General features: G+C 44.9%; 19 protein-coding genes. 10 read left to right on the forward strand and 9 right to left on the reverse strand.

Going from position 1 to position 21,116, the window contains the following annotated elements:
• Positions 1-45 precede the first annotated feature (45 nt).
• The 7 genes from OCV12_RS05615 to pspF form a co-directional block, all read right to left on the reverse strand.
• A complete protein-coding gene (locus tag OCV12_RS05615; RefSeq protein ID WP_261885566.1) occupies positions 46-825 on the reverse strand; it encodes a DUF2927 domain-containing protein in 780 nt (259 codons plus the stop codon).
• Positions 826-866: 41 nt separating this feature from the next.
• On the reverse strand, positions 867-1,649 hold the full coding sequence (locus OCV12_RS05620) for a peptide ABC transporter ATP-binding protein (protein WP_261885567.1): 783 nt from the start codon (positions 1,647-1,649) through the stop codon (positions 867-869).
• Complete coding sequence (locus OCV12_RS05625; protein ID WP_017630458.1) at positions 1,646-2,647, reverse strand: peptide ABC transporter ATP-binding protein; 1,002 nt, start codon at positions 2,645-2,647, stop codon at positions 1,646-1,648. Before OCV12_RS05625 ends, OCV12_RS05620 begins: the two co-directional genes overlap by 4 nt.
• Positions 2,647-3,534, reverse strand: a complete 888-nt coding sequence (locus OCV12_RS05630; protein ID WP_176681617.1) for an ABC transporter permease subunit — start codon at positions 3,532-3,534, stop codon at positions 2,647-2,649. The genes OCV12_RS05625 and OCV12_RS05630 overlap by 1 nt, the downstream gene beginning before the upstream one ends.
• Complete coding sequence (locus OCV12_RS05635) at positions 3,521-4,483, reverse strand: ABC transporter permease (protein ID WP_017630456.1); 963 nt, start codon at positions 4,481-4,483, stop codon at positions 3,521-3,523. The genes OCV12_RS05630 and OCV12_RS05635 overlap by 14 nt, the downstream gene beginning before the upstream one ends.
• Entirely contained in the window at positions 4,483-6,105 is a 1,623-nt protein-coding gene (sapA, locus tag OCV12_RS05640) for an ABC transporter substrate-binding protein SapA (protein WP_261885568.1), read from the reverse strand. The genes OCV12_RS05635 and sapA overlap by 1 nt, the downstream gene beginning before the upstream one ends.
• A gap of 102 nt (positions 6,106-6,207) precedes the next feature.
• Positions 6,208-7,230, reverse strand: a complete 1,023-nt coding sequence (gene pspF / locus OCV12_RS05645; RefSeq protein ID WP_176681614.1) for a phage shock protein operon transcriptional activator — start codon at positions 7,228-7,230, stop codon at positions 6,208-6,210.
• Between the two features lie 272 nt (positions 7,231-7,502).
• On the opposite strand from pspF, the gene pspA reads away from it, so the two are divergent.
• The 9 genes from pspA to OCV12_RS05690 all read left to right on the forward strand — a co-directional run bounded on the left by pspA (position 7,503) and on the right by OCV12_RS05690 (position 16,337).
• Positions 7,503-8,174, forward strand: coding sequence for a phage shock protein PspA (gene pspA / locus OCV12_RS05650; RefSeq protein ID WP_010440091.1), 672 nt, complete (start codon positions 7,503-7,505; stop codon positions 8,172-8,174).
• A gap of 14 nt (positions 8,175-8,188) precedes the next feature.
• Positions 8,189-8,422: an envelope stress response membrane protein PspB gene (gene pspB / locus OCV12_RS05655; protein WP_004734605.1), complete on the forward strand. Its 234-nt coding sequence runs from the start codon at positions 8,189-8,191 to the stop codon at positions 8,420-8,422.
• A complete protein-coding gene (pspC, locus tag OCV12_RS05660; RefSeq protein ID WP_026084203.1) occupies positions 8,415-8,801 on the forward strand; it encodes an envelope stress response membrane protein PspC in 387 nt (128 codons plus the stop codon). The genes pspB and pspC overlap by 8 nt, the downstream gene beginning before the upstream one ends.
• Before the next feature lie 158 nt (positions 8,802-8,959).
• The gene (locus OCV12_RS05665) at positions 8,960-9,994 is read left to right on the forward strand and encodes an efflux RND transporter periplasmic adaptor subunit (RefSeq protein ID WP_239846977.1); all 1,035 of its coding nucleotides are present in this window, start codon (positions 8,960-8,962) and stop codon (positions 9,992-9,994) included.
• Position 9,995: 1 nt separating this feature from the next.
• A complete protein-coding gene (locus OCV12_RS05670) occupies positions 9,996-11,081 on the forward strand; it encodes an efflux RND transporter periplasmic adaptor subunit (RefSeq protein WP_048664065.1) in 1,086 nt (361 codons plus the stop codon).
• A complete protein-coding gene (locus OCV12_RS05675) occupies positions 11,074-14,184 on the forward strand; it encodes an efflux RND transporter permease subunit (RefSeq protein WP_176681612.1) in 3,111 nt (1,036 codons plus the stop codon). The genes OCV12_RS05670 and OCV12_RS05675 overlap by 8 nt, the downstream gene beginning before the upstream one ends.
• 77 nt (positions 14,185-14,261) lie before the next feature.
• Entirely contained in the window at positions 14,262-14,828 is a 567-nt protein-coding gene (locus tag OCV12_RS05680; protein WP_261885569.1) for a DNA-3-methyladenine glycosylase I, read from the forward strand.
• A 109-nt stretch (positions 14,829-14,937) separates the two neighbouring features.
• Complete coding sequence (locus OCV12_RS05685; protein WP_261885570.1) at positions 14,938-15,876, forward strand: winged helix-turn-helix domain-containing protein; 939 nt, start codon at positions 14,938-14,940, stop codon at positions 15,874-15,876.
• The gene (locus OCV12_RS05690) at positions 15,867-16,337 is read left to right on the forward strand and encodes a hypothetical protein (protein WP_261885571.1); all 471 of its coding nucleotides are present in this window, start codon (positions 15,867-15,869) and stop codon (positions 16,335-16,337) included. The genes OCV12_RS05685 and OCV12_RS05690 overlap by 10 nt, the downstream gene beginning before the upstream one ends.
• Before the next feature lie 110 nt (positions 16,338-16,447).
• Here OCV12_RS05690 and OCV12_RS05695 read toward each other — a convergent pair whose 3' ends face one another.
• Positions 16,448-17,632, reverse strand: coding sequence for a cystathionine beta-lyase (locus tag OCV12_RS05695; protein ID WP_052879889.1), 1,185 nt, complete (start codon positions 17,630-17,632; stop codon positions 16,448-16,450).
• A 181-nt stretch (positions 17,633-17,813) separates the two neighbouring features.
• Positions 17,814-19,268 (reverse strand): cardiolipin synthase, encoded by a 1,455-nt coding sequence (gene cls, locus OCV12_RS05700; RefSeq protein ID WP_261885572.1) that lies wholly within the window; start codon positions 19,266-19,268, stop codon positions 17,814-17,816.
• A 366-nt stretch (positions 19,269-19,634) separates the two neighbouring features.
• On the opposite strand from cls, the gene OCV12_RS05705 reads away from it, so the two are divergent.
• Positions 19,635-21,068 carry a sodium-dependent transporter gene (locus tag OCV12_RS05705; protein ID WP_261885573.1) on the forward strand — a complete coding sequence of 478 codons (1,434 nt, stop codon included), beginning with the start codon at positions 19,635-19,637 and terminating at the stop codon, positions 21,066-21,068.
• The last annotated feature ends 48 nt before the right edge of the window (positions 21,069-21,116 follow it).

Here is a 21,116-nt window from a genome sequence, read left to right on the forward strand (position 1 = left end):
TGTAGGAAAGAATTTTTGGTTTCACCGTTTATTTTGATAGTTTTGTTAATACCCAATCAACTGATACAAAGGTGCTTGTTGTGCGTCTTTTGCTGCTCGTTGAAGTACGCCTGTTTCGCTGTATTTCTTTAGAATCTTTTTCACCACAGGCTTAGCTTGTGCTTTGGTCATTCCCGCTTTTAATTCTGGTTCATACAACATCTTTAGTAGCACCACATCTAATGGCGATAATAAGTCCTCTGGCGTGTGATCATTGAAGATAGAAGGGTAGGCTTTATCGGAATCGTTAGGTAGCCCTAGCACCTGCGTTATCTCCTCTACGATACAGGCGACAAGCTTGCCTCGCTGTCTTGCTTGGTCAACGGGGATAATAATCCCAGCATAAATAATCTCACCTTTGGAGTTAGTTCGATAACCAGCAGTACAGATAGCGCTGTTTAGGTGCTGTGTCGATTTAAGCTTGAGTATGGTTTTAGATTCCGCTATCCAGTTGCTTTGCCTTGTGTATATCCATTTAACATTGGCTTCGGACTCTTTGCTGACGATTTTGATGGGGTGTTGTGTCACTTCGGATAAGTGCTGGATATGAAGTTCTGTGAGTTCTTGATGGAGTTCTTTGTCGCCGACTTGGTGATCAACCCATATCTTGATAGGTTGCTTCCATTTAGCGAGTGGTTTATTACCTTGGGAGTATTCGTGTTGCAGCGCGACGTTGTAGAAGGCCGTTTCTACGAACGACTTATCTAACCAAGTGAGTGGTGTACTTATGGCATGGAAGGAAACAACCGCAAGCAAGAGGGGAAGCATTGAAGCTTTTGTTAGCATGCGTTACCCCTCTAGTGGCGAGTTAAAAAAGCGAAACCAGTCTAGTGGTTTGGCGCTTTGGAGAAATGGCTCTCAACCAGTCTTTGAGTGATTTGGTGAGTTGGGTTGGTCAGCACTTGATCCGTTTCACCACTCTCAACCACATCACCTTCGTGCATCACGATGATCTTGTCGGTGATGTGTTTAACAATACCGAGGTGCTGAGATACGTAAACGAACGACACGCCCATCTCTTCTTGCAATTCTAAGAACAAATTGATGATTTGAGAGCGCATCGCCATGTCTAAACCATTCAACGCTTCATCAGCAACGATGATCGATGGTTGAAGTATTAACGCACGAGCCAAACAAACCCTCTGTTTCTGACCCGCAGCAAGCATCTGAGGGTAGAAGTAAGCATGTTCCGGTAGAAGACCAACACGCAACAACGTGTCTTTCACACGACGCATACGGGCTTCTGGAGGCATGTTGGTGTTTCGCTTCAATGGGCCTTCAAGAATACGACCAATCTGAATGCGTGGGTTAAGCGATGTGTTCGGATCTTGGAAGATCATGCGAATTAGCTTACAGCGAGTCGAGTAGTCTTTATGCTCTAGCTTTTCACCATTCACACGAATCTCGCCTGCAGTTGGCTCTACCATGCCTGCTAGCATTCTCGCTAATGTCGATTTCCCTGAGCCATTCTGGCCGATAAAACCAATCGTCTGTCCGGCTTCAAGACTAAAGCTCACTGGCTTTACGGCTTGATGAATCTTCTTACGGAAAAGACCAGAGCGAGTCGTAAAGTCTTTAGATAGATCACTGACTTCTAATAATGCACTCATGATTTCTTTTTCTTCTCCATATTCAGAGGGAAGTGACAGTTAAACTTGTGGTTTTTGATGCGCTTGGTGTGTGGGATCTCGACACACTGTCTCTGCGCGTATGGGCAACGTGGTCCCAACCGACAACCAATCGGAAGGTGTTGTAACGGTGGAATCGACCCCGGCAGCGACTGAAGCTTCTCTTTGTGAGGGATCCAGTCGTTAAAGTCTGGCATCGCTTTCAATAGCGCAACCGTGTAAGGGTGTTTAGGCGCATCCAAAAGCTTTTGCGTGTCAGCCGATTCAACAGACTGTCCACAGTACATAACGGTAATACGAGTCGCCCATTGGGTAATGGTGGTTAAGTCATGACCAATCAGAACAATCGTCGTGTTATTGAGCTGATTCATTCGACTCAACAAACGCAGTATTTGAGACTGTGTAATTGGGTCTAAATCGTTGGTTGGTTCATCGGCAATCAAGACTTTTGGCTTGGCTGCGATCGCCATGGCAATCATCACTTTTTGACATTCACCATCGGTCAGCTCATATGAGTAGCTGTCCATTAGACGTGAGTGATCTTTGATACCGACTTTGTGCAGTAGTGCTATCGCTTGCTTCTTACGCCACTTAAATCGTTGCCACCAACGACCTTCAAATGCGTGAGAAGGAATCGCTTCGATCAGTTGATGTCCCACTTTTTCGGAAGGATCAAGACACGTTGATGGTTCTTGGAAGATCATCGCGATATCACGAGCAATAACACGTCTGCGCTCTTTAGGCGTCAGTTGGAGTAAGTCAACGTTCCCCAGTCGCATTCGGTCAGCTGAGACCTTCCAGTTTTCCTTACAAACACCAACGATCGCTTTCGCAACCAAACTTTTACCAGAGCCGGATTCGCCTACTAGACCACGAATTTCCCCTTCATTGAGGGTAATACTCATTCGATCTACCGCTTTAACCATCCCTTGAGGAGTCTCAATCTCGATGGTTAGATGTCGAATATCAAGTAACGGCATTATTCGATTCCTGCGTTTAGCGCTTGGCGAACACCTTCACCGACAAGGTTAATCACGATCACTGTAAACATAATAGCTAAGCCGGGTAGGGTTACTGTCCATGGTGCTAGGTAAATCAATTCTACTGAATCACCCAAAATTGAGCCCCATTCTGTACTTGGTGCTTGAGCGCCAAGACCAAGGAAGCCCAATGCTGTGATATCAAGAATCGCCACTGATAATGCCAATGTCACTTCTAGTGCAACCACGGTAAGAATATTGGGAACAATCGAATTCCATAACAGATAAAAGTCGTTCGCACCATCAAGGCGAGAAGCGAGAATGTAGTCTTTCTCTACTTCGGCATGCACGGCAATGTATACCGAGCGTATAAACCTCGGTATTAGTGCCAAACAGATGGCAAGCAGGATATTAAATTCACCAAATCCAAGAAAGGCCACGAAGATAATTGCCAGTAGCAACGATGGAATCGACATAACCGTATCAAGCAGGTGGTTGAGCGTGCTTGATAGCAGTCCGCGAGTCATACCAGCAAGTACGCCAATCAGGCAGCCAATCACAGCCGCGATAAAGGTGATAACAACTGCAGCACCGAAAGTCAGCTGAGAGCCAATAATCAGACGAGAAAGAATGTCTCTGCCCAAATCATCAGTACCTAGGAAGTATTCAACGGTGCCTGCTGGATCCCAAGAAGGCGGCGTTAATAGATGCCCGGTTTGTTCTTGAGAGTCGTGCGGCGCAAGCCATGGTGAAGTGACGGTAACCAGAATGATAAGCACCAAACACCACAGGCCAAACATCGCTAGATTATTGGCACGGAAGCTTCGCCAGAAACGTTCGAACTGGGTTGGAATCTGTTCTTCTTGGTAGACGTTATTTGTTAGCATACCATTCCTTCCTTACCAGTGGATTGACCATCGCGCCCAATAGATCGGACAGAATGTTCGCAGTCAAAACCAGAGTTGCCACCACAATTACGCCCGCTTGAATTGACACATAATCTTGATTAGACAGAGCATCTAATAACCAGCGGCCAATGCCCGGCCAGTTAAAAATCGATTCGGTAATGATCGCGAGCGTTAACATACTCGATAGCTGAACGCCGACCTTAGGAATAATCGGTGGAATCGCATTTCTTAACACGTGCTGAGTGATGATCTCTCTTGTTGAAAGACCTTTTATTCGTGCCGCACGAATGTAGTTTTGAGTCATCACCTCTGCTACCGACGCGCGCATAAGTCGGATAACCTGCGTCGTTGGCGCGAGTGCTAAAACAAGACAAGGCAGTGCCATATGTTCGATAACGCTTTGCAATGCATGTGCTCGGTAGCGACCTTCAGCAAAAAAAGCATCAATCATCGCGAAGCCAGTCACGTGCTCAATCTCGTAAAGTAGATCGTATCGACCGCCAACAGGGAACATCTCAAAGTGCAGTGAGAACACCATGATCATCAATAGTGCGACCCAAAATATAGGTGCCGAGTAGCCTGCCATTGAGGTGAACGAGATAGTAGTATCGACAAATTTACCTTGTCTCATACCCGCGATGGTGCCAAAAGGGATACCGATGAAAAGCGCTAGTACAAAAGCGAAGAAGCACAGTTCCAGAGTCGCAGGGAACACAACGACTAGTTCATCAATGATGGGCACACCGTGTTTACTCAAACCGAAGTTGAGCGTCGATAATTCAGTAATATAGCTAATCCAACCGGGCCAGAAATCTTGGATAGCCCAAGGAGAGGTTTGGTCTAATCGAAGTAGTGAAAAGCCAACCAGAGTCAGAATCGCTAGGGTAATAACGAATAAGTTTATACGTCTTAATGTATACCAAAACATTAGCGCACCTCTCTTCTGACTTGATCAAAAGGTTGGGCATTGAATGGGCTCTGTTTAAAGCCGGTTAGCGAACGATCGTGAACTCGGAATTGCACGCCATGCGCCAGAGGAATTACAGGAACTTCTTCGTTGAGAATGTTTTGCGCTTGTCGATACAAGTTCACACGGTGCCTTTGTTGATTGATCTCTAATGCTAAATCCAGAAGGAAATCAAAGTCTGAATTACACCACATAGAGACGTTTAACCCTGCGCGTTCAGAACTGCAAGAGAGCAGGGGACGTAAGAAGTTGTCAGGATCGCCCGTGTTGCCAATCCAACCTGTAAGAAGCAAGTCTGTTGAAGCAATGGATGACAGTTGAGTACGATCGAATCGGTCGTCGGTATAGAGTTTCAGTTCGATACCAATGTCAGCCAAGTTTGCTTGAATCAATTCTGCCGTTTTTCGTGGGCTTGGGTTGTAGGCGCGAGGCTCTAAAGGTACCCACATTGAAAGTTCTAACCCCGGTTCAACACCTGCTTCTTTCAACAGTGCCACAGCGTAGTTTCGATCGTAGCGAACTTGAACGCTGTCTTTTTGGTGGGCCCAAGAGGTTGGTGGCAACAAGGTATAAGCTTTGGTGCCTGTACCGTAATAAACAGAATCGAGAATGTTCTGGCGGTTGATCGCCAAGTTCAATGCTTTACGGACTCGCGAATCACGTAAGGCTGGGTGTTCAGTGTTTAGCGCAATAAAAGAAACATTAACCGCAGGCGTTGCGGAAATCTGTAACTCTTCATGAGCTTGAATAATCGGGATTTGACTTGAAATCGGTGAGTTCAGCACGTCACATTCGTTGCGAAGAAGCTTAGCAAGTGTACCTGTTCCACGTTGTGAGGTGTCGAACACAACTTGGTCCATTTGAACGTCACCTTTCCAGTAATGCTTGTTCTTTTTCAAGCGCACTAGATCGTTGATCTGGTATTCATCTAAGTAGAAAGGACCAGTGCCTACTGGCTTAGAATCAATTTGGTTTTTCTCATCCGCAGCAACGAGCTTATTAGCGTATTCTTTGGAGTGAATGACCGCGTAGCTGGTGGCTATGTTATTAAGGAATGAATTGTCAGGGCGACTTAATTGGAATTTAACCGAAAGGTCATCGACTGCAGTAATGTCGACAATCAGGTTTTTGAAATCAATACCCGCAAACCATGGATATAAGCCACCACCCACATAGTGAAATGGGTTCGAGCTATCGATGATGCGTTCGAAACTAAAGACCACGTCTTGCGCATTCATGCTACGAGTTGGAGTAAACCAATCTGTGGTTTGAAACTCAACATTAGGGCGCAATGTGAAAGTGTACTCAGTACCTGATTTATCGACAGACCAGCTCGTTGCCAAGTTCTGTTGTGGTCGGTAAGTCATAGGATCAAGCGTTAGCAAGGTATCGAAGATTTGAGGGCTCAGCGATTCTGCGGTAATGCCACTATCAACCAATTGTGGGTTGAAGGTACTAGGGTTACCTTGGCCGCAATAAATGAAGCCTTTTTCACGGATCTGTTCGTGATCCACACTCTCACCACATCCGGCTAAAAAGCTCAGCGTGCAGATGCTCAGTGATAGTCTTATTAGTGCTTTCATAAAAAGAAATACTTTTCGAAACGAGGCGTTAGAGGAGCCTCAAGATCCGGACAATTTAACATTTTATTTATTCGGCTCCAAATAATAATCTAGTGTGGGCAGCTATTTATCGTTAGCTTGTCCGACAATCGCGTACTTCCTCACCATTCCTCGTAATTGGTTGTATGTTAACCCGAGTAATTCAGCGGCTTGCTTCTGATTGTACTTGCTCTGTTTTAAGGCTTGATTGAGTAGTTTGATGTCTTGCTGCTCCTGCCATGCTTTGTAATCCAACGGCAAAGAAAAAGCGCTATCAAATGAAGTATGGCTGTTGGACTGAGCATTGCCAGTTTCTGGCGTCGAATCTTGATCTGTTTTCCATGCCGGTTTGAATGGGTTAAACACCAAAGATTCAATAGGATATGGATTCTTACCATGCTGGTAGATCGCGCGTTCAATGACGTTTTTCAGCTCTCGCACATTCCCCGGCCAAGAGTACTCCAATAGCGACTCAACGGCTGACGGAGCAAAGCCGACAAACAACTCTAATTCCAATTCACGACACATCTTGATGGCGTAGTATTCTGCCAATAACGTGATGTCTTCTTTGCGCTCACGAAGCGGCGGGATAGTAATCACATCAAACGCCAATCGATCGAGTAAATCGGCTCTGAACTCGCCTTTTAATGCCATCTCAGGTAAGTCAGCATTGGTTGCACATACCAGTCTTACATTGGCACTCAAAGCCTTTTGGCCGCCAACACGTTCATATTGTCCGTATTCGATAACACGTAATAATTTTTCTTGAACGGCAAGAGGAGTGGTAGCAAGTTCATCGAGAAACAGTGTGCCGCCTTCTGCTCTTTCAAAGCGACCTTGATGACGACCTTTCGAACCAGTGAAAGAGCCAGACTCGTGACCAAATAACTCAGAATCAATCAAGCCTTCACTGAGTGTTGAACAGTTCAGCGAGATTAAAGGCTGATCCCAGCGTCTTGAAAGGTAATGCAGCCTTTGAGCAATCAACTCTTTACCTGTACCACGCTCACCAATGATCAGAATGGGTCTTTCGATTGGTGCGAGTTGAGAAACTTTATCTAAAACAGAGAGAAAGCTAGGTGATTCACCAATAAGATTCTGCTGCATAGTGGGTCCTTGTGTGAGCTGAGCACTGATGGAGTTCATTTAAAGGCTGTAGTGGTGAAAAATACCAATACTTGGCTAAATTCATCATAGCATGTATCGAGTTAATCACCATTTTATTGTAAGTGTCTGATAATAAAAGGCTTAAAAGTTGGCACGCTACTTGGATTAGTTATGGTAGGTTTAACAACAAACGTAAATTTGTGAGCAAGTGGATTGAGAGTCTAATGACGATTTAAAACGCATTTGCCATCATTGTAATTAAGGAGTTCCTCATGGGTATTTTTTCTCGCTTTGCAGACATTGTAAATTCAAACATCAGTGCACTATTAGATAAGGCTGAAGATCCTGAAAAGATGATTCGCCTGATTATCCAAGAAATGGAAGATACGCTGGTTGAGGTTCGCACTAACTCAGCAAAAGCCATCGCAGACAAGAAAGAGCTAGCACGCAAAGTTGAAGCTATCGAAACTCAGATTCTAGATTGGCAAAATAAAGCGACACTAGCGCTAACTAAACAACGCGAAGATCTGGCGAGAGCAGCTCTGATTGAAAAGCAAAAACTTGAAGACATCATCAAGAGCCTGCACACTGAGCAAACTTTGGTTCATGAAACCATCGAGAAGCTAACCAGTGAGATTGGCAAGCTAGAAACTAAAATTGCAGAAACTCGTGCCAAGCAGCAAGCATTGATGATTCGTAATAATGCTGCGAGCAATCGTCGTGATGTTCAAAAACATCTGCATTCAAGCAAAACCAACGAAGCAATGGCGAAGTTTGAGCAATTCTCGCGTAAAGTGGATGAATTAGAAGCTGAAGCTGACGTTTACGCAAAAACAGGCAACGCAAAATCTTTAGACCAAGAGTTTGCCGAGCTACAAGCTCAAGATGAAATTGAAAAAGAGCTAGCGAAACTGAAGCAACAAGTTGAAAACCGCGATAAATAATTTAGGAGTTTTCTATGTCAACATTTCTAATTGCAGGTCCACTGATTGTCTTCTTAATCTTCGTGGCACCGCTATGGTTATTCTTACATTACCGCAGCAAGAAGAAATCCAGTAACGGTCTTTCAGAAACGGATCTTCAGCGTCTGCACAAGCTTTCAGCGCAAGCGGAATCGATGCAAGATCGTGTGAAAACACTAGAAAAAATACTGGATGCGGAGTCGCCTAACTGGAGACGAAACTATGAGTAGAGAACTGTATCGCGACCCAATCAACGGAAAATTGTCTGGCGTGTGTGCGGGCTTAGCGAACTACTTTGGGCTTGAAGTTTGGCTGGTTCGAATCTTAGTTATCTCTGCAGCACTGCTTGGTGGTAGTTTTCTTGTCTTGTTAGCGTATTTAGCTTTGACATTTATGCTTGAAAAACAACCACCTCAGTATGTGGATGAGATGAAAGCCAAACAAGAGCATACGCTGAAGCAAAAGCCTTGGGAAAAAGGGCAAACAGCAGAGTCTTTACTGGGCACTTTAGAGGGTGATTTCCAGAAGTTAGAGACCAGTGTCCGCAACATGGAAGCTTATGTCACCTCAGACACGTTTAAAGTGAATCGTGAATTTAAGAACATGTAGCGCTAAAACCTAAAAAAGATTAGATAACGGTTTAGGAAAATTTATTCCAAGCCGTTATTTTTTTTAATAATTTTCTCTAAATAAATCTTACGCCGACTGGTAAGTTACATGCGATTAATCTATGTTATAAAAATATTTATAGATATGGATGATCACCAATGTATAGAGCCTCCCTTGTCCTATTGACAGCCATAGCTGGGTTGTCTGGGTGTGGTAAGGAGCTTCCTCCCGTACCTGAGCCTGAATCTAGACCCGCCAAACTCTTCACCGTTTCCGTCGGTAATAATGCCTTTGAACGTAGTTTCCCCGCCACCACAGAAGCTGGCGATAAAGCCGTTCTTGCGTTTCGTGTTCCTGGGTTACTTCAGACTATCGATGTCACATCGGGTCAACAGGTTACCAAAGGTGACAAACTTGCAACGCTTAACCCTGATGAATATCAGCTGTTAGAAAAGCAAGCGAGAGCCAACTTTAAACTTGCCGATGTTCAATACCAACGTTCGATCAAGCTGCGTAAAGATCGAGTGGTTTCAGAGCAAGATTTCGACCAAGCGAAAGCGAATCACAACTCGGCTAAAGCTGTCTTGAACCAAGCTAAAGCTAACCTGCGTTACACCACTCTGGTTGCGCCTTACGATGGAACGATCTCCATCATTCCTGCTGAAAACCATGAATACATCGCCGCGAAACAAGGTGTGATGAATATTCAAACTAATCAGATTCTTAAAGTCGTCTTCTTATTACCCGACCAACTTATCACGCGCTTTTCTTCAGGGTTTGAAACCGATGCAACCATGGTATTTGATGCGTTTCCTGAGAACCCTTACGTTTTGACCTTCCAAGAAGTTGATACCGAAGCGGATCCAAAAACGGGTTCATACAAGGTAACCATGGTTATGGAAAGACCAACCGATATCGGTATTTTACCGGGCATGTCTGGCACGGTAAGACTTGTTTCTGCGCAAGCTGCTGCGACCAAAATCCCTACGTCAGCAATGATAACTGACGGCGATGATGTGTCGGTATGGCGTGTAAACAACGATGGAATTGTTGAGAATGTAGCAATCGTCATTGATGAAAAACGCCATATCGTCTCTGGGCTGAATGATGGAGACCGCATTGTCACTTCTGGCGTTAATGGTCTTGAGCCGGGCGTAAAAGTCCGAGAGTGGATCAAGGAAAGGGGGCTATAACATGAAAACACTTAAAGTGGCCGCAGGACTGTCGTGTTTAGCCTTACTGACAGCTTGTGAAGATAAACAAGTGGTAGAAGTGGACAATACACCCTTAGTTAAAGCCGTCGAGATTTCAGTCATTGATTTTAGCGACAAGCTCTATTTCCCAGCGGTCGCAAATGCGGCTGAGAAAGCTCACCTTAGTTTCCGAGTGGCGGGGGAAATCTATAAGCTTGATGTTAAAGAAGGCGAACGTGTTTCTGCTGGTGACATCATTGCAGAGCTTGACCCGACCGATTATCAATTGGATGTGGACAACGCTCAGGCGCGTTACACGGTAATCAACAGCCAATACAGACGTTCAAGTCCGTTGGTGAAGAAAGGGCTATTGGCGAAATCGCAGTTCGATGAAATCGCCGCGCAACGTCAGATCGCTTATGCCGAATTAGAGCTTGCGAAACTGCGTTTGTCTTTCACTAATCTTCGTGCCCCAGTTGATGGGATTATCTCTCGCGTGAGTGTCGACCAATATGAAAATATTCAGGTTGGCCAACAGATTGTGAACATTCACAGTGTCGAGGATGTCGAAGTTGTCATTCAGCTCCCTGACCAAATCTATGTGAATCAACCTAATGAGACGCTACTGTCGAATGTTGAAGCTGTGGTGAGAGTGCCAAGCGGCAATGAATACACAGCAGGTATTAAAGAGTTCACCACTGAGCCGGACCCAAGTACGGGTACCTTCACGGTGACACTAGCTTTGCCGATGCCAGAAGACGATTTGATTCTTGATGGTATGGCCGTTGATGTGACCTCAAACGGGCGAGATATCGGTTTGGAGCTAAAAGCTGGCGTACTTATCCCGATCGAAGCGGTATTCAATGCAGACGGTGATGAACTGGATCGTAAAAACTCTTATGTGTGGGTTCTTAACGATGACAAGACAGTCTCGAAACAACAAGTCGTGTTAGGAAAAGCAAACCAGAAAACATTGCAGATAATGAAAGGATTAGAAATGGGGCAGCATGTCGTTGTTGCAGGCGTATCGCGATTGCGAGATGGGATGACAGTGGAAGTATTGTCTCAGGAGACGAACAATGAGTGAAGTGAATAACAAGCCTCAAAATGACGATCAACAGGGTGATGATCAGATCACAGGTGTTGCTTCTTACTTTATACGTAACAAAGTCATTAGCTGGATGCTATCTCTGATCTTTCTTATTGGTGGTGTTTCTGCATTCTTTGGTTTGGGTCGTCTAGAAGATCCTGCCTTCACTATCAAAGATGCAATGGTTGTAACCTCTTACCCTGGGGCGACCCCTCAGCAAGTGGAAGAGGAAGTGACCTATCCATTAGAGAAAGCGATTCAACAGCTTACTTATGTAGACGAAGTGAACTCTATCTCAAGCCGTGGCCTGTCGCAGGTAACGGTAACGATGAAGAATAACTACGGCCCCGATGATCTTCCGCAAATATGGGATGAACTTCGTCGAAAAGTGAATGATTTGAAGGTCGAATTGCCGCCGGGCGTAAATGACCCTCAAGTTATTGATGATTTCGGTGACGTTTACGGTATTTTGCTCGCGGTAACGGGCGATGGCTACAGTTACAAAGAGCTGCTGGATTACATCGATTACCTAAGGCGAGAGCTGGAGTTGGTTGATGGGGTCAGTAAGGTCTCCGTTTCTGGTCAACAACAAGAGCAAGTATTCATTGAGATATCGATGAAGCGGATAAGCTCCTTAGGTCTGTCTCCAAGCACGGTATTTAATCTTTTATCGACTCAAAACATTGTATCAAGTGCCGGTGCGGTAAGAATTGGCGACGAATACATTCGCATCCATCCAACGGGTGAGTTTCAGAATGTTGAACAGCTCGGCGATTTGATTCTAACTGAAGGCGGTGCTCAAGGTCTTATCTATTTGAAAGACGTAGCTGACGTTACTCGTGGCTACGTTGAAGTACCGAGCAACATCATTGGCTATAACGGTAAACTGGCACTCAACCTTGGTGTCTCTTTTGCTCAAGGTGTAAACGTGGTTGCTGTCGGTGAAGCCTTTGACCGACGACTTGCTGAGCTTAAGTACCAACAACCTGTCGGCATCGATATATCTGAGGTTTATAACCAACCGAAAGAGGTAGATAAGTCGGTCAGTGGTTTTGTTGTCAGCCTCGGACAAGCGGTTGCGATCGTAATCGTAGTTCTGCTGTTCTTCATGGGGTTACGTTCCGGTCTGTTGATCGGTTTGATACTGTTGTTGACCGTTTTCGGTACCTTCATTTTCATGCAGTACTTCAAGATTGATCTCCAACGTATTTCATTAGGCGCATTGGTTATCGCCTTGGGGATGCTGGTGGATAATGCCATTGTGGTGGTGGAAGGGATATTGATCGGCACGCAGAAGGGGCGAACCCGGATGCAGGCCGCCACCGATATCGTTACCCAAACTAAATGGCCGCTGTTGGGTGCAACCGTTATTGCGGTGACCGCTTTTGCGCCTATCGGTTTGTCTGAAGACTCAACCGGCGAATACTGTGGCACCTTGTTTACGGTTCTGCTTATCTCGCTCATGTTGAGTTGGTTTACGGCAATCTCAATTACGCCATTCTTTGCTGATATGTTCTTTAAAGGTCAGAAGGTTGATCCTGATAACGAAGGCAAAGACCCATACAACGGGATGGTTTTTGTTATCTATAAAAACTTCCTTGAGTTCTGTATGAAGCGTGCGTGGCTAACCATGTTCGTTCTGATTATTGGTTTGGGTGCGAGTGTTTACGGTTTTGGTTTTGTAAAACAAGCCTTCTTCCCATCTTCTACTACGCCAATGTTCCAAGTGGATGTTTGGATGCCGGAAGGGACCGATATTCGTGCGACCAACACCAAGCTTAAAGTGCTTGAAGGTTGGTTAGCAGAGCAGGACGAAGTTGAGCACATCACGACGACAGCAGGTAAAGGTCTACAACGTTTCATGCTGACTTACTCACCAGAGAAAAGTTATAGCGCATACGGCGAGATAACGGTTCGTGTGAAGAGCTATGAAGTGCTTGAAGGGCTGATGCTGCGTTTCCGTGAACATGTAAATGGTCAGTTCCCTGAGATCGACTACAAGCTGAAACAAATCGAATTAGGCCCTGGTGGCGGTGCGAAAATTGAAGCGCGAATTGTAGGCTCTGATCCAACGGTATTACGTTCAATTGCAGCCCAAGTGATGGACATCATGCGTGCTGATGATGGTGCATTTAACGTTCGTCACGATTGGCGTGAAAGAACTAAGGTGTTAGAGCCTCAGTTCAACGAAAGCCAAGCTCGTCGTTACGGTATTACTAAGTCTGACGTTGATGATTTCCTGGCGATGTCTTTCTCGGGTAAATCGATTGGTGTGTATCGTGACGGTACTACGCTGATGCCTATCGTGGCTCGTTTACCTGAAGATGAGCGTGTTGATATTCGTAACATCGAAGGCATGAAGATTTGGAGCCCAGCACTAAGTGAGTACATCCCACTGCAACAAGTAACGCTAGGTTACGAACTGGAATGGGAAGACCCGCTGATCATCCGTAAAAACCGTAAGCGTATGCTGACGGTAATGGCGGATCCTGATCTATTGGGTGAGGAAACGGCTTCGACTCTACAGAAACGCTTACAACCACAAATTGAAGCGATTGAGATGCCACCGGGTTACTCATTGGAGTGGGGTGGTGAATATGAGTCGTCGGCAGATGCACAGGCGTCACTGTTTACAACCATGCCTCTGGGTTACTTGTTCATGTTCTTGATCACTGTGTTCTTGTTTAACTCGGTGAAAGAGCCTCTGATTGTTTGGTTAACAGTGCCACTCGCCTTGATAGGGGTGACGACAGGCTTGTTAGCCTTGAATACACCATTCGGCTTTATGGCGCTGTTGGGCTTCTTGAGTCTATCAGGGATGCTTCTGAAGAACGGTATCGTACTGCTTGATCAAATTGAGATTGAGATGAAGTCAGGTAAAGATCCATATGTAGCGGTTGTTGATGCGGCACTGAGTCGTGTTCGTCCGGTATGTATGGCGGCGATCACTACCATTCTTGGTATGATCCCTCTGCTACCAGATATCTTCTTCAAACCAATGGCGGTAACCATTATGTTTGGTTTGGGCTTTGCGACTGTACTCACGCTAATCGTAGTACCTGTGCTGTATCGTCTATTCCATAAAATTGAAGTAGCTTAACGCCAACTAACCTTTGAAATAATGCCCCTAATTGGGGCATTATTTTTATGTACGATTACTAAAAAGAGACCATCGAAATGGAAGCGAATACAGTGGATAGAACGTGTGCATGGGCACTGAAACATGAACTTGAAAGGGAATATCACGATGCAGAGTGGGGCGTGCCTGTTTATGATGACCAAGTGCTATTTGAGTTCATTACGCTAGAAGGTGCCCAAGCCGGCCTAAGTTGGATTACGATACTTAAAAAACGTGAAGGCTATCGTGCTGCATTTGAAAACTACGACCTCAATAAGCTAGCTGTACTCAATGAAGACAATGTGCCAAATATCATTGAAAACTTCGATGTGGTTAAACATAAGGGCAAGATTGCCTCGGTTTACAATAATGCGCGTGCAACGCTTGAACTTCAGAAAGAGTTTGGTTCTCTATCGAATGCTTTATGGCAGTTTGTTGATAATGAGGTGATCGTCAATCAATGGACAGAGATGTCTCAAGTCCCGGCTTCTACCGAGCAATCCAAAGCGATGAGCAAGTTTTTGAAGAAAAGAGGATTCAAGTTTGTAGGGGAAACAATCTGTTACGCGTTTATGCAAGCAACAGGTATGGTTAATGACCATCTAGTTGGTTGTCCTTACAAATAAAAATATTATTTATCGTCGCGAAATAATTGCGTGAAAATTGGAAAATTCACTGGTCATTTATAAACTATTCAATATCATATGCGACCGAATTAAAACCTAGAAGACGATAGTGAAACAACAAAGCTACCAAATTTGTGATGCTAGTTATGATCCCTTGCTAAGGCAGTTTGTGCGTGAAGATGGCCACGTAGAAACTATCGCGCCGTTAGAAGGTAAGGTGTTCTTGTTCTTGCTAGAGAATGCTGGTGAATGCATTGAACGAGGCCTGATATTTGATAGGTGCTGGGGCAATGTGATTGTTTCAGAACAAGCTCTCACCAATGTGATCTCCAAGATTCGCAAAACCCTGTCTCGAGTCACGTGTGGTTGTGCGACGATTCGTACCGTGAGTAAAACGGGCTATTCGCTTGAAATCAATGAGTCGATAAAGCCTAGCAAAGCTGAAGTTGTCCCTTATTCTGTGATTATAGAGGGCGTTGAATCAAACTCTTCGCCTGTCGCCCAAGAGGTGTTAGCAGCGACTGAAACCTCTGCCGATGCTAACAAGACAACGACATCAGATTCAGAACTCAATATTTCATCGAATCAAGAGCAGAACTCAGCCGAGCTAGAACCTTTAAATTCGAAAAAAAATACGTACCTCGTCAAAGCCGGTTATCTAATCGCGTTGATCTGCGTAGTCGTAACGGCGTTCAACCTTTTCCAAACCTATTATGCGCCAATGCCTTATTTTGTTGATAAGACGGAATATAGAGACAGTTACACAGACAATACCAATCAATACTTTTTCCACATTGTTCACGATGAAACCTATTCATTGCCAGCGATTACCCAAAAGCTAACGGATGTATTGCCGAGCCACTGCAACGTTGACGTCTTTGTCCGTATTTATCCATCTGTTGATCAGCCCGAAAATTATGCTTTGTATATGTTGGTTCAAAGGAAGGATGGCGAGGCCCTCAACTATGGGGCGACAATTTTCAATGTAGAGACGTCTTTTGACTCATTTGCAGCTTATATGGAAAAGAGGAGCTACTTTTGCGATTAATTGGCTTACTTATTCTATTGGCAGTTGCTGCAGCAAGCTTTTTGCTGGAACAGAACGAATTGGCGGGCACTCGATGGCACTGTAAAACGCTAAAAACGGATTTCTTATCTCAGGCATTCCAACCGTATCAATCGCTTTATGAGCGAATGAGCATTACTTTTCAGTCTGACCAAACTTTTAGTATGAGAGAGTTTGTGACGATCACTGAGAAAGACGGCAACGAAGGCACAATGGAAAATCTTTATTCCGGTTACTACGGTCTTGATGGGAATCATTTGTCGATGAGTATTATTGATGTGAGAACTGCCACTCCGTTTCATGATCCGATCATTAATCAGGAATACAGTGAGTACAAAGGGGTGACCATTGATTACTCGATCTTGGAGAACGATCAGTCCCTGTATCTGTTTAATGAGCACCGCTCAGAAATCTTCAACTGGACATGCTTTAAGGTTCAATAATCATTTATAAAGCGCTTTGTGTCAGTAGTGGGATTACAGGCAGCTGATAGGCAGAACTGAAAAAGGCAGGAATATCCTGCCTTTTTGCTTATTGAATCTAACGTTTCAGATTAAACCAGAGCGTTGTAACGTTCTAATCCAGCCTCAAGATCTGCAATCAAATCATCGACATCTTCTAAGCCGATATGAACACGAATCAAAGTACCTTCGAAGTTTGGATTCGCTACCGTTCTTAGGCTATCAAAGCTGCTTGGTTCATTCGCGAGAATCAAGCTCTCGAAACCACCCCATGAGTAACCCATGCTGAAGTGTGTCATGCCATCAAGTAGTGCAGTCGTTGCTTTTGTGTTTGAGTTCTTTAGAACAAACGAGAATAGGCCATTGCCGCCGGTAAAGTCACGTTTGAAGAATTCATGACCAGGGCAAGACTCAAGAGCAGGGTGACGAACATGATCAACCTCAGGGCGAGTTTCTAGCCACTTAGCGACTTTCAAGCTGCTCTCTGCGTGTTGGCGCAAACGAACATCAAGAGTACGGATACCACGAAGACCAAGGTAAGCATCATCTGGTGAAACGCATTGTCCCATCAAGTAGCTCTGCTCTCTCAGTTGATCCCAGCATTTCTCGTTGGCAACCGCAGTGCCCAGCATGACATCTGAGTGACCTACTATGTACTTGGTCGCTGCTTGAATCGAGATATCGACACCAAAATCAAACGGTGAGAAGTTAACGCCTGCTGCCCAAGTGTTATCTAGCATCACGATGATGTCGTGTTCGTGGGCAATACGCGCGAGCGTTGGAATGTCTTGGACTTCCATGGTGACTGAACCCGGAGACTCGGTAAATAGCACCTTGGTGTTTGGCTTGATGAGGTCTTGGATGCCTTCACCAATCGTTGGTTCGTAGTAAGTTGTCTCTACACCCATCTTTTTCATGATTGTGTCACAAAAATCACGAGTCGGTTCGTAACAGGTGTCGACCATCAAAATATGGTCGCCCGTTTCTACAAAAGAGAGAATGGCGTTAGAGATAGCTGCTGTACCACAAGGGTAGAGTGCACAGCCTGCGCCGCCTTCCACTTCCACCATGGCATCTTGGAAGGCGAAATGAGTGTTGGTTCCACGACGTCCGTAAAAAAGTGTTTTGTTAGCGCGGTTAATTGTAGCTTTACGCTTCTCTTCTACTGAGTTGAATACGACAGTTGAAGCGCGCTGTACTGGTGGGTTAACGACACCATTGGTCCACTTCTTATCACGACCTGCAGTGATCAGCTTAGTGGTTTTGTTCTCGGACATGCTGTGAATTCCTTATCAATCGGTTATGCCCTATTTAAAACATGCCAATAGCCTTCAAAGCAAGAGGGGAGCGGGAGTTTTTACGCTTTTCTTTCGCTTTTTAACCTTTCACTTAATTAATGGTGAAAGGTTAAAAACTTACGGGAGGAAGTGATGAGCCGTAATCGACTCATCATAGGTATTACAGCAGAGGGTTGAACAAATAGAACAATCTTTCAAAGAAGCGATTTCGCAAGTTTCTCTGTTCCCACTGTTCCAGTACTACTGGGTGAGATGATTCAATGTACGATTGTTGTAGCTCAGAGAGCTGTTGAGTGAAGTGCACGTCATCTACGGCTAGAGTCACTTCGAAGTTGAGCCATAGGCTGCGCATGTCGATATTGACCGTTCCGATCAAACAAAACTCTTCATCGATAACAACCGACTTGGTATGAAGAAGACCACCGTAAAACTCATAGATCTTCACACCAGCTTCAAGTAACTCAGTATAAAAAGCGCGAGATGCCCACTTCACCATTAGTGAATCGTTGTTATGTGGAATGATCAGCTCTACGTTAACACCACGTTGCGCTGTCATTTTCAGTGTCTCTAACAAATCGGCGCTTGGGACGAAGTAGGGCGTCGTGATACGTACAGAGCGATTCGCCTGATTGATCGCAATGGTTAGAACTTGCAGGATCAAGTATTCCGGCATGCCTGGGCCAGATGGCACGACTTGAACAGGGTGATGCGTCATGATCTCTTCGACTGGACATTCTGGTAAATCAGGAAGGATTCGTTCACCTGTTTCCACTTCCCAATCCCAACCGTGAATAGCGGATAACACGTTAACGGTCGGGCCTGTCACTCGAACCATCACATCTATCCACTGACCCACACCTGAACTTTGTTTGAAGTGAGCTGGGTCGACCATGTTCATTGAACCGGTGTAGGCAATGGTTTCATCAATCACGATGATCTTGCGATGCTGCCTTAAATCTAAGCGTCGTAGGAAAATACGCCAAGGGCTCACTTCCAGTGCTTGCACAACGTGAACGCCCGCGTCTTTCATCATGGATAGCCAGTGGCTTTTAAAAAAGCGCGGGCTGCCCGCAGAATCGAGCAAAACTTTAACATCGACGCCACGTTTTGCGGCTCGAATAAGAGCAGAAGCAACTGAATCGGTTAGGCCGCCAGGGTGCCAAATATAGAAAACCATTTTGATACTGGTTTGAGCGTTTTCTATATCTTCAATAATTGCGTGTAGGATCTCGTTTGGCGAAGATTGCAGCGATAGGGTGTTTCCGCTAAGTGCAGGAATGCCCATTCGATTATTACAAAGCTCATCGATCTTGTGGATAGGGGAACCGACTTTGCCGGGAAGGTGGAGTTGGCAATCATCTAGTTTTCGGAACCAATCACCAAACGGAGTAAACATGCGATGTGCACGCTCAGCCCTTTTTCTGCCAAGGTTTAGCTCACCGAAAAGGAAGTAACAAGCGACACCGACAATTGGGATAATGTAGATAACCATCAACCACGCGAGAGAAACACTCACAGAGCGTCGTTTTAGTACAACACGCAGTGTTACACCGGCTACGAGAACCCAGTACAACGCAACAGATGCCAAAGTTAAAAAATGGTAGAGCTTTTCCACATTGAATACTCGAAAAAAGAGACACTTAGATAGTAATGCTATTTTACGGATATGGGAATTTAAGGAATCAACTATTTACAAATTAGAGCTAAAGCTGTAAACAGGTTATAGTTGTTAAGTTTTGGTTAACTTAAGACGAAAACGATTGTTTTGTATGAAAACGCGGCATTTAACCATAAAAATTTACATTGGTAACGAAATATGTACGGTTCGGACTTCCAATTTTATTCTTAAACTGGTTTACTTGCTATATACGAGCGTCAATCTAATCTTTTAGATGTGTAAATTTTTTTATACATCTTATCTTTTAAAGACGCCACCCAAAGCAAAACACAACATCACATAACACAAAAGTTTGGAGTACACGTGGCTACTAGTAATACAACCACAACACCCCGCGATACCTGGGGTTCGAAGTTAGGATTCGTAATGGCTGCAGCAGGTTCTGCTGTTGGCTTAGGTAACATTTGGAAATTCCCATACACAGCAGGCGAGAGTGGCGGTGGTGCATTCGTTGCAATTTACCTGTTTTTCGTAATCTTCATTGGTTTCAGTGTCATGCTGACTGAATTTGCTATTGGCCGTCATACGCAAAAATCAGCAGTAGGTGCATTCAAAACAACTGACCGTCGTTGGACGTTCGCTGGTGTTATCGGCGTAGTGAGTGGTCTACTTATCATGGGTTTCTACCCTGTAGTAGGTGGCTGGTCTATCGCATACATCGGTAAAATTGCTGGAGGTCTACTAGACGCACCTGAAGCAATTGGTGACAGCTTCGGTGGCTTTATCTCAAACCCAGTTCAACCACTTATGTGGATGGGCGCATACCTACTACTTAACATTGTTATTGTTATGAAGGGTATTTCTGGCGGTATTGAGAAAGCGGGTAAGATTCTGATGCCACTTCTTTTCATCATCCTTATCGTGGTATCAATCAAAGGCATCATGCTTCCGGGCGCGATGGCTGGTCTTGAATTCCTATTCAGCCCTGACTTCTCTAAAGTAGACAGCGGTGTAATCCTAGCTGCACTAGGTCAAGCATTCTTCTCACTATCTCTTGGTATGGGTTGTATGTTGACTTACGGTTCTTACCTTAAGAAGAAAGAGAACCTAGTTCAAACGACAGCTATGGTTACTGCAATGGATACTGGTGTTGCTATCCTAGCTGGTGTTGCAATGTTCCCTGCAATGTTCGCATTCGGTATGGAGCCTGCAGCTGGTCCTGGTCTAGTATTCGTTGTTGTTCCTCAGCTATTCGCTGAAATGGGCGGCGTAGTTGGTCTTCTATTTGCTCTTATGTTCTTCGTTGGTCTAAGTGTTGCGGCACTTACTTCTTCAGTATCTCTACTTGAAGTTGTGGTTTCTTACCTAATCGATGAGAAAGGAATGAAGCGTGTAACAGCTGTACTGTCTGCAAGTGTAGTAATGGCGATTCTATGTATCTTCGCTTCGCTATCACTTGGTGGCTTCGGTCCAACACTGTTCGGTACTGGTGCGTTCGATATCTTCGACCTACTAACTGATAAGATCTTCCTAGCAGTTGGCGGTATGTTGGTATGTATCTTCGCTGGTTGGAGACTAAACCGTGCTGACCTAGAGAAAGAAATCACTAACGACGGTGAAGTATCTTTCCCACTATTTGGTCTATGGTACACACTAGTTAAGTACATCATCCCAGTAGCTATCGCTATCGTAGCGTTCATGGGTATCTCTTCTGGCTTCGACAGCGGTAAAGGTGCAATCATGCTACTAGGTATTGGTATTATTGCTGGCTCTGCGCTTATCTCTAAGAAGCTATAATCGCAAGCTAAGTAAATAACGAAAAAACGGGAGCCAATGGCTCCCGTT

This window comes from Vibrio pomeroyi (assembly GCF_024347595.1).
Taxonomy (GTDB): domain Bacteria; phylum Pseudomonadota; class Gammaproteobacteria; order Enterobacterales; family Vibrionaceae; genus Vibrio; species Vibrio pomeroyi.

Excerpts from the sequence above, each read along its gene's own strand:
- OCV12_RS05630 (WP_176681617.1), bottom strand. The coding sequence starts at position 3,534 with ATGCTAACAAATAACGTCTACCAAGAAGAACAGATTCCAACCCAGTTC.
- OCV12_RS05620 (WP_261885567.1), bottom strand. The coding sequence starts at position 1,649 with ATGAGTGCATTATTAGAAGTCAGTGATCTATCTAAAGACTTTACGACT.
- OCV12_RS05635 (WP_017630456.1), bottom strand. The coding sequence starts at position 4,483 with ATGTTTTGGTATACATTAAGACGTATAAACTTATTCGTTATTACCCTA.
- OCV12_RS05695 (WP_052879889.1), bottom strand. The coding sequence starts at position 17,632 with ATGTCCGAGAACAAAACCACTAAGCTGATCACTGCAGGTCGTGATAAG.
- OCV12_RS05625 (WP_017630458.1), bottom strand. The coding sequence starts at position 2,647 with ATGCCGTTACTTGATATTCGACATCTAACCATCGAGATTGAGACTCCT.
- pspA (WP_010440091.1), top strand. The coding sequence starts at position 7,503 with ATGGGTATTTTTTCTCGCTTTGCAGACATTGTAAATTCAAACATCAGT.
- sapA (WP_261885568.1), bottom strand. The coding sequence starts at position 6,105 with ATGAAAGCACTAATAAGACTATCACTGAGCATCTGCACGCTGAGCTTT.
- pspF (WP_176681614.1), bottom strand. The coding sequence starts at position 7,230 with ATGCAGCAGAATCTTATTGGTGAATCACCTAGCTTTCTCTCTGTTTTA.
- pspB (WP_004734605.1), top strand. The coding sequence starts at position 8,189 with ATGTCAACATTTCTAATTGCAGGTCCACTGATTGTCTTCTTAATCTTC.
- OCV12_RS05670 (WP_048664065.1), top strand. The coding sequence starts at position 9,996 with ATGAAAACACTTAAAGTGGCCGCAGGACTGTCGTGTTTAGCCTTACTG.
- OCV12_RS05680 (WP_261885569.1), top strand. The coding sequence starts at position 14,262 with ATGGAAGCGAATACAGTGGATAGAACGTGTGCATGGGCACTGAAACAT.
- pspC (WP_026084203.1), top strand. The coding sequence starts at position 8,415 with ATGAGTAGAGAACTGTATCGCGACCCAATCAACGGAAAATTGTCTGGC.
- OCV12_RS05665 (WP_239846977.1), top strand. The coding sequence starts at position 8,960 with ATGTATAGAGCCTCCCTTGTCCTATTGACAGCCATAGCTGGGTTGTCT.
- OCV12_RS05675 (WP_176681612.1), top strand. The coding sequence starts at position 11,074 with ATGAGTGAAGTGAATAACAAGCCTCAAAATGACGATCAACAGGGTGAT.
- OCV12_RS05615 (WP_261885566.1), bottom strand. The coding sequence starts at position 825 with ATGCTAACAAAAGCTTCAATGCTTCCCCTCTTGCTTGCGGTTGTTTCC.